This is a genomic window from Faecalicatena sp., assembly GCF_058819085.1.
In genome coordinates this window covers 182,688-191,145 of record NZ_JBZUUL010000025.1, presented here as the reverse complement: position 1 = coordinate 191,145, position 8,458 = coordinate 182,688, and the positions used below count along the sequence as shown (strand labels likewise).

The 8,458-nt window shown below is 47.2% G+C and carries 7 protein-coding genes; all 7 read right to left on the bottom strand.

Translation table 11 applies throughout. The features are described 5' to 3' along the window. Window positions 1-200: 200 nt before the first annotated feature. Window positions 201-1,577, bottom strand: a complete 1,377-nt coding sequence (locus AC4OGX_RS13385; protein ID WP_493331076.1) for a V-type ATP synthase subunit B — start codon at window positions 1,575-1,577, stop codon at window positions 201-203. Beyond that, on the bottom strand, window positions 1,578-3,344 hold the full coding sequence (locus AC4OGX_RS13380) for a V-type ATP synthase subunit A (protein ID WP_493331074.1): 1,767 nt from the start codon (window positions 3,342-3,344) through the stop codon (window positions 1,578-1,580). Window positions 3,345-3,566: 222 nt separating this feature from the next. Beyond that, a complete protein-coding gene (locus AC4OGX_RS13375; RefSeq protein WP_493331073.1) occupies window positions 3,567-3,887 on the bottom strand; it encodes a V-type ATP synthase subunit F in 321 nt (106 codons plus the stop codon). Continuing rightward, a complete protein-coding gene (locus AC4OGX_RS13370; RefSeq protein ID WP_493331072.1) occupies window positions 3,880-4,851 on the bottom strand; it encodes a V0D/AC39 family V-type ATPase subunit in 972 nt (323 codons plus the stop codon). The genes AC4OGX_RS13375 and AC4OGX_RS13370 overlap by 8 nt, the downstream gene beginning before the upstream one ends. 322 nt (window positions 4,852-5,173) lie before the next feature. After that, on the bottom strand, window positions 5,174-5,764 hold the full coding sequence (locus tag AC4OGX_RS13365; protein WP_493331071.1) for a V-type ATP synthase subunit E: 591 nt from the start codon (window positions 5,762-5,764) through the stop codon (window positions 5,174-5,176). A 152-nt stretch (window positions 5,765-5,916) separates the two neighbouring features. Further along, window positions 5,917-6,393, bottom strand: coding sequence for a V-type ATP synthase subunit K (locus tag AC4OGX_RS13360; RefSeq protein WP_493331070.1), 477 nt, complete (start codon window positions 6,391-6,393; stop codon window positions 5,917-5,919). Beyond that, window positions 6,390-8,408 carry a V-type ATP synthase subunit I gene (locus AC4OGX_RS13355; protein ID WP_493331069.1) on the bottom strand — a complete coding sequence of 673 codons (2,019 nt, stop codon included), beginning with the start codon at window positions 8,406-8,408 and terminating at the stop codon, window positions 6,390-6,392. Before AC4OGX_RS13355 ends, AC4OGX_RS13360 begins: the two co-directional genes overlap by 4 nt. Between the last annotated feature and the right edge of the window lie 50 nt (window positions 8,409-8,458).

The following is an 8,458-nucleotide window of genomic DNA, read 5'->3' as shown; positions in this document are numbered from 1 at the left end:
CAACTTAGGTCCGGTTTTTTCGGGCCTTAGTTGTAAGGTACATCCTGTCGACTTTGGCTTGGTCTTTTCAAGCCTTAGTGACATGGATGTTTCCTCTGCCTATACAACTTAGGTCCGGTTTTTTCGGGCCTTAGTTGTAAGGTACATCCTGTCGACTTTGGCTTGGTCTTTTCAAGCCTTAGTGACATGGATGTTTCCTTCTATTCCTGTGCCTGATAATACTGATCCAGGAATTTATCATCAATACGCTTCAACTCTGTTCTCGGCAGCATAGAGAGTAATTTCCATCCTATATTCAATGTCTCTTCGATTCCGCGGTCTGCATTATATCCCTGGGACACATACTCTGCCTCGAAAGCATCTGCAAATTTTGCATAGATCAGGTCAATGTCTGTCAGCGCAGCCTCACCTAAGATAACCATCAATTCCTTCGCATCTTTACCACGGGCATATGCTGCGAAAAGCTGGTTCATGGTGTTGGAATGGTCTGCACGTGTCTTGCCCTCACCGATACCTTTATCTTTCAGACGTGACAGAGACGGCAGTACATCGATTGGCGGTGTAATACCTTTTCTGTACAGATCACGGCTCAGGATGATCTGACCCTCTGTGATATAACCTGTCAGGTCAGGGATCGGGTGAGTCTTATCATCCTCTGGCATGGTCAGGATCGGGATCATTGTGATACTACCCTTCTTACCATTCTGACGTCCTGCTCTCTCATACAGAGAAGCAAGGTCCGTGTACATATATCCAGGATATCCACGGCGGCCCGGAACCTCCTTACGTGCGGCGGAAACCTCACGCAGGGCATCTGCATAGTTCGTAATATCTGTCAGGATAACAAGAACGTGCATATTCTTTTCAAATGCCAGATATTCTGCTGCTGTCAAAGCCATACGCGGTGTTGCGATACGCTCGATAGCAGGGTCATTTGCCAGGTTAACGAACAGAACTGTTCTGTCGATCGCACCTGTTTCTTTAAAACTTTCAATGAAGAAGTTAGACTCCTCGAATGTGATACCCATTGCAGCAAATACAACGGCGAAATTCTCATCTGTTCCCAGAACCTTAGCCTGTCTTGCAATCTGTGCTGCAAGCTGTGCATGAGGAAGACCGGAAGCCGAGAAAATAGGCAGCTTCTGTCCACGTACCAGTGTATTCAGACCATCAATGGCAGATACACCTGTCTGGATAAACTCCTCCGGATAGCTTCTTGCTGCCGGGTTCATCGGCAGGCCGTTAATGTCCATGCGGGCATCCGGTAAAATCTCCGGGCCTTCATCGATCGGACGTCCCAGACCGTCAAAAACACGTCCCAGCATATCTTCTGATACACCAAGCTCCATGCTTCGTCCCAGGAAACGTACCTTACTATTTGACAGGTTGATACCTGTTGCACTTTCAAACAACTGTACCAGAGCGTCACTTCCGTTGATCTCCAGTACCTTACAACGGCGTGTCTCACCGCTTGCAAGTTCAATCTCTCCCAATTCATCATAGGAGACATTCTCTACGCCGCGCACTAACATCAGAGGGCCGGCTACTTCTTGTATGGTTCTATACTCTTTTGGCATTTAGAAGTCCTCCTTCCCTAATGAATTGGCAATCTCCACATGCAGTTCCTTCTTCACGTCCTCATATACCTGATCCAGTTCATCCTCATGAGTATATTTGAAACGTCCGATCTGCTCGCGGACAGGCATATTAATGAGTTTCTGAAGCGGAGCACCTTGCGCAAGCGCTTCAACAGCTTTCTCATAGAATGCCATAACCAGCTTCATCATCATATGCTGCTTCTTCAATGAGGTGTAAGTATCGATCTCATGGAAGGAGTTCTGATGCAGGAAGTCCTCACGGATAGAGCGTGCAGCTTCCATTTTCAGTCGGTCAGTCGGGGACAGCGCGTCCATACCAACCATTTTAACGATTTCCTCCAGCTCCGCCTCTTCCTGAAGAAGTGTCATCATCTTCTGACGGTTTTCCATCCAGTCAGAAGCAACCTGTGAGTTAAACCATTGTTTCATATCATCCAGATACAAAGAGTAGCTGTTCAGCCAGTTAATAGCCGGGAAATGTCTCTTATATGCAAGTGCGGAATCCAGTCCCCAGAACACCTTAACGATACGAAGGGTTGCCTGTGAAACCGGTTCGGAAATATCACCACCCGGAGGAGATACGGCACCAATCGCTGAAAGGGCACCTTCTCTTCCTTCTTTTCCAAGACAGATCACATGACCTGCTCTCTCATAAAACTGTGCAAGACGGCTTCCCAGATATGCCGGGTAACCTTCCTCACCAGGCATTTCTTCCAGACGTCCTGACATCTCCCTGAGTGCCTCGGCCCAACGGGAGGTGGAATCTGCCATCAATGCAACAGAGAATCCCATATCACGGAAATATTCTGCAATCGTGATTCCTGTATAAATGGATGCCTCACGTGCGGCAACCGGCATGTCAGACGTATTCGCGATCAGCACGGTTCTCTCCATCAATGACTGTCCTGTCTTCGGGTCTTTCAGTTCAGGGAACTCGTTCAGAACGTCCGTCATCTCATTTCCACGCTCGCCACATCCGATATAAACAACGATATCTGCTTCTGCCCATTTTGCAAGCTGATGCTGGATAACGGTCTTACCGCTTCCGAAAGGTCCCGGAACTGCTGCAACACCACCCTTTGCGATCGGGAAGAATGTATCAACAACACGCTGGCCTGTTACAAGCGGCATCTCCGGCGGCAGTTTCTTCTTATAAGGACGGCCCTTACGAACCGGCCACTTCTGCATCAGGGTCAGATTCTTGTCCCCCTCTGCAGTCTCTACAACCGCAACTGTTTCCTCAACTGTAAACTCACCAGCCTTGATCTCTTTGATCTTACCTTTGATACCATAAGGTACCATGATCTTCTGCTGAACAACGATTGTTTCCTGTACCGTACCGATGACATCTCCGGCTTCCACTCCATCTCCTACAGCTGCTGTCGGGACAAACTCCCATTTCAGGTCACGCTTTAGGGATGGAACCTCAACTCCACGTTTCAGATTGTTACCGGAAATCTTCATGATATCATCCAGTGGTCTCTGGATACCATCATAGATACTGGAAATCAGACCAGGCCCCAACTCTACAGACATAGGAACATCCATTGACTCCACCGGTTCTCCCGGTCCAAGTCCTGATGTCTCCTCATATACCTGAATAGAAGCCTCGTCGCCATGTATCTCTATGATTTCGCCAATCAGTCTTTGATTACTTACACGAACCACGTCAAACATGTTCGCATCGCGCATTCCCTCTGCAATAACCAGAGGTCCTGCAACTTTTTTAATTGTGCCAGTACTCATTTCGACGAATTTACCTCCTGCCTATTAAACTTGGTGAGGTTCTTTCGAACCTAGTTTTTAGGTACATCCTGTCGACTTAGGCTCGGTCTTTTCGAGCCTTAGTGACATGGATGTTACATTGCTTATGCATCTTAGGCTCGGTTTTTTCGAGCCTTACGTTGCAAAGTACATCCTGTCGACTTAGGCATGGTCTTTTCATGCCTTAGTGACATGGATGTTACATTACTCCTGTGAAAACAGGATATCTGATCCAACCGCCTGTTCCACGGTCTTCTTCACGCCTTCCACGCCTGCCCCTGTATTGCCGGACACGCCCGGTATCTGGATGATAGCCGGAAGAGTGCGCTCTTTATATTCTTCTATCACATCTTTCAGTTCTGCAGCGATCGACTCTGTTATATAGATGATCCCATATTTACCGTCTGCAAGCTGCTTTAACTTATCCTTGGCCTCCTCACGGTCCTGGACAGGGCAGATGCTTAAGCCCAGTGTCGCAAAGCCATATATGCTGTCATAATCACCAAGCACTGCTATCTTATACATACATCTCCCTTATCCTTTCCCGAATCGCCTCATCCGGAAAATCATTCTGCTTTCCGGTCAGGATAATCCGAACTGTTTTTATTTCATTTTCCCTGGCAAGCACATATGCTACCAGTGGACCTACAGAAAACGAATTATATTTCTGTGGTCTGATCGTTTCCATCATACGGTTGTCGCACCAACGCTCAAATGCGGATGGAGAATCCTCCAGTGCCTGTGCGCCTTCTGCATAAGTCGTCCCAAGCAGGTAATCACGGATCGCATCCATACCGCCCGCTGCTGCTTTTGCCAGCTGGTCCACATTTACACTCTGGCAGGGTGCCATCGCACGCCTCATGAAATCCAGTGACTTCGCAGTCTTCTGGGAACGTACCGCGATCTTGATATCAGCAATTGCCACCGTTGATTCCGCGTAATTCCTGATGATCTCATCGTCGGCTTTTTGCCCTGCCTCATAAATAGCATCCAGAGCCGCCCTGTCTATGATAACATCACAGAGCTGTCCGTCCCTTGTATGAAGCAGTGTCTCATAAGCTTCCTGTGCCGCCTCTCCCATCTTACCGGGCAGACGGCTGAATTCCTTATTCTTCACGATCGAAAGCATCTCTTTTCCCGGAATGGCACAGTCTTCATAGAAAATATTCTTATTCTCCATCTCTGTACACACTTCCTTGATCGCTGCCTTCAGATTATGGTAGAGTTTTGGATAAGAAAGCACATCAAACACAGACAAGTCAGGAGCGACATCGTCGATCACTTCCCATGTCTTCTCCTCTTCCCTCGTGAGCATGGCAGAAGCGTCCATAGAACCTGTTCCGTCTCCCCAGCCCTTCTCGCTCAAAAACTGAAGACACTGCTCTTCATTCTGGCAGGCCATCAGCCTCTCGATATCGGTACTGGAAATCAAAGAGGTCTCCAAAGCACGTATACGCGCAACCGCGTAAGTATATTCTAAATCATTCAAAATATAGTCCTCCTGCTTATACAACTTAGGTTCGGTCCTTTCGGACCTTAGTTGTAAAGTACATCCTGTTGACTTTGATTCGGTCCTTTCGAATCTTAGTAACACGGATGTTTCCCCTTCACAACTTAGGTTCGGTCCTCTCGGACCTTAGTTGTAAAGTACATCCTGTTGACTTTGATTCGGTCCTTTCGAATCTTAGTAACATGGATGTTTCCTTACCTATACTACTTAGGTTCGGTCTTTTCGAACCTTAGTTGTAAAGTACATCCTGTCGACTTAGGTTCGGTTCTTTCGAACCTTAGTGACATGGATGTTTCCTTCTTTAAAATAATAATCCATGCACCTTATCGGATAACTCATCTCGTTTAGCATCAAATAATGCCTTTATTGTACAGTTTTCTTCAATCCCGCCATATACCAGGATAAAACCGCCATCCATCTCCTTCGCCTCTTTTGCAAGGCTTAAAGCACCGCCCTTTGCCGTGGCTGCTTTTTGGATCTCATCCTCGAAGCCGGCCGGCATCCGGTCCAGATCCTTTGCTGAAAAGTAAATCTCACCAGATTCACCTAATACATATTTGTCCAGCATCTTACGGATCATATCGAAATATGCATCTGCATCCAGGTTCAGGATTCCTGCGTATGCCTGATCAAGCACACCTGAGATCACATCCTGTTTTGCACGCAGAAGAGCCTGCTTACGCTGCATCTCACAGGAAGACGCAACTCTTTGTGCGTAATTATTAGCATCTACTTTCGCTTTATTGGAGATTTTCTCAACTTCCGCAGCCGCCTGTGCTTTGGCAGCCTCGATCACTTCTTCTGCCTTCGCCTTGGCCTCCGCGATTTTCACTTCCGCTGAGTGGGTCGCTTCATCCAGGATCTGACTTTTCATTTTGTCTAATCCACTCATTTACACGCTCTCCCTTTCTACTTATACTACTTAGGTTCGGTCTTCTCGAACCTTAGTTGTAAAGTACATCCTGTTGACTTTGATTCGGTCTTTTCGAATCTTAGTAACATGGATGTTTCCTTGCTTCCACTACTTAGGTTCGATTCCTTCCCTTAAACAGGAATAGCTGAAACTGCAAGGAAGGAGATCAGAAGTGCAAGAATTGCGTATGTCTCAACCATTGCAGGGAAAAGCATTGCTTTACCGAACTGATCCGGTTTCTTAGCGATAATTCCGATTGCTGCTGCGGATGTCTTACCCTGGGATTTTCCGGAGATCAGACCAACAATACCGATAGGAAGGCATGCTGCCAGAATCATAAGACCTGTCTGAACAGATATCTCAACTACACCGCCGCCAAGAAGGCCGATCTTAGAAAGTGTTACGAAACCGATGATCAGACCATAAAGTCCCTGTGTACCAGGAAGAAGCTGCATGATCAATACTTTCGCAAACTTACTTGGGTCCTCTGACATAACTCCTGATGCAGCCTGACCAGCAATACCAACTCCGAGTGCTGAACCTGCTCCTGAAAGCAATACCGCAACTGCTGCGCCGAGAAGCGCGTAAACAATACCTAACTGACTCATAAACTTGTATCCTCCTTAATATCCGCATATTTTGTATTTTCTTTAAATGGGTTGAATGCACGTCCACCGCCTTCGTAGAACTTTCCAAAGAACTCTACGAACTGAAGACGGTTCGTATGCACATATGCTCCCAAAAGATTGATTGCTATATTGAACGTATGGCCCACTATAAATGCAAATATAAATAAAATAACGCCAAGTACGCTCTTTCCTCCCATGCTTCCCATCTGATTGACAACGGAAGCGATAACGCCTGTAGCCAGGCCAAGGGCAAGAAGTCTTGAATATGAAAGCACATCACTGAGCCATCCACTGATGTTGTACAGATCATATGCTCCAAGCGCGAGCCTTAAGCCCACATTCTTCTTATCTCTTCCTGACATGAGGAGGATTCCAACTGCTCCTGCAATTGCCAGTACTTTACCCAGTGTATTAACCACCGGCGGGAAAACGATCGTCATCTGTGCAATAGATCCGAAAAGTTCACTCGGGATCAGCATGATCAAAAGTCCGCATAAAAGCATGAACCAAAGGACTACGTCACAGAAGAAATCCATGTACTTCTTATCTCTGATACACATATAACCCTTGAGCCCAAGTCCCACAAACAGATGGATCACGCCAAAGAGCATGGAATAGATCAAAAGCCTCATTGGTTCGTCCAGCGGAACAAACCACAATGCCGGAATTCCGACCTCGTGCCCAAAGAATGTCTTCGAAACTACATTGATCACATCACCAAAATATCCTCCGAACATGACACCCCAGAACAGAGTGGATATACCACACCAGAAGAATAGCTGAATCGATGTCTTCATCCCTTTTCCCATTCTCGGGAACTTTAAGATCAGGGTTCCGCATACGATTGATACGATTGCCCCATATGCTGCATCTGAAAGCATCAGACCAAACAAAAAAACATAGAAAACAGACATGATCGCTGTCGGATCAACCTCTCCCTTACCAGGGAGGCCAAATGCCTCAAGGATTCCTTCCGCACTGGATGCGAACTTATTATTCTTCAGAAGCACAGGTGCCTCCTCATCCTCTTTGAGTTCTTCTACATCCACAACACAATCATACTTGTCTGCCAGAGCTTTTTGTACCTTTGGTACTTCCTTTGCAGGTACATATCCGCTGATCAGGAAGGTACGCTCCGACTGCGGCAGCTGCCCCAGCACCTCATACTTTTCTGCACGGACACGGTAGTAATCCGCCAAAAGCTTCAGACCTTCGCGGCTTCCTGCCAATTGGGTGACTTCCTTTTCGATGTCTGCGATTCTTCCCTGGATTTCAGAAATCTCCGCCTCCATCTCTTCCTTCGCTTTTGCAGGCACCTGTTCAATGATCAGTGAAGGCTTTGCAAATCCAATACTGCGCAGTGCCTCCTCTGCCTGTGCCGCATCCTTCTTCAGACAGAATACCGTGAGATAGGTGGTATCCTGCTCCGCAGATATGATGTGGATGTCCACTTCCACGTCTGCCGCACGTTCTGCCAACATCGAATAAATATCCTCCAGTGTCAGCATCCCCTGCATGGTTCCGGGAATCATGGCTATATGTGCCGTTCCTGAAAAATTCATCGGCACATCCAGCTTCTGCCATGGCATCAGGCTCTCAATGCTGTTCTCGATCTTAAGGATATTGGCCTTTTGCTCTGCCTTCTCCTTATCCAGCATCTGGATCCTTTTTGCGGTTTTCAAAAGCTCATCCTTTTTCTCGATCACCGTCTGGAACCGGTCCTTATCGACCAGGTCTTTCCCTGCCAGTGACGATAACAAGGACTGTTTGACCGGAGCATACTGCTGCAGGATGTCCAGGGCCTGATCTGCGGAAGCTGCCGCTTTGTCAAAGCTTAACCTGGCATTCGCCGTATCCATCCGGCGGAAGTCTTCATCTTCCTCGAGCACATGGTTGATCTCCATGACGCCCATACTCTGTAGTTTCTCCAGAATGGCCTTTCGGTCCTTCTTCAATGCGCAGATACTCATTCGTTGCATCTGCAATACCGCCATAATACTATCCCTCCTTTATCTCGCTTCTTTTATACCGGCCTATCCCTGTA

What these genes read in the sequence shown, in the direction of transcription:
- AC4OGX_RS13380 (WP_493331074.1), bottom strand. Translation starts at nt 3,344, where the DNA reads ATGAGTACTGGCACAATTAAAAAAGTTGCAGGACCTCTGGTTATTGCA.
- AC4OGX_RS13385 (WP_493331076.1), bottom strand. Translation starts at nt 1,577, where the DNA reads ATGCCAAAAGAGTATAGAACCATACAAGAAGTAGCCGGCCCTCTGATG.
- AC4OGX_RS13365 (WP_493331071.1), bottom strand. Translation starts at nt 5,764, where the DNA reads ATGAGTGGATTAGACAAAATGAAAAGTCAGATCCTGGATGAAGCGACC.
- AC4OGX_RS13375 (WP_493331073.1), bottom strand. Translation starts at nt 3,887, where the DNA reads ATGTATAAGATAGCAGTGCTTGGTGATTATGACAGCATATATGGCTTT.
- AC4OGX_RS13360 (WP_493331070.1), bottom strand. Translation starts at nt 6,393, where the DNA reads ATGAGTCAGTTAGGTATTGTTTACGCGCTTCTCGGCGCAGCAGTTGCG.
- AC4OGX_RS13355 (WP_493331069.1), bottom strand. Translation starts at nt 8,408, where the DNA reads ATGGCGGTATTGCAGATGCAACGAATGAGTATCTGCGCATTGAAGAAG.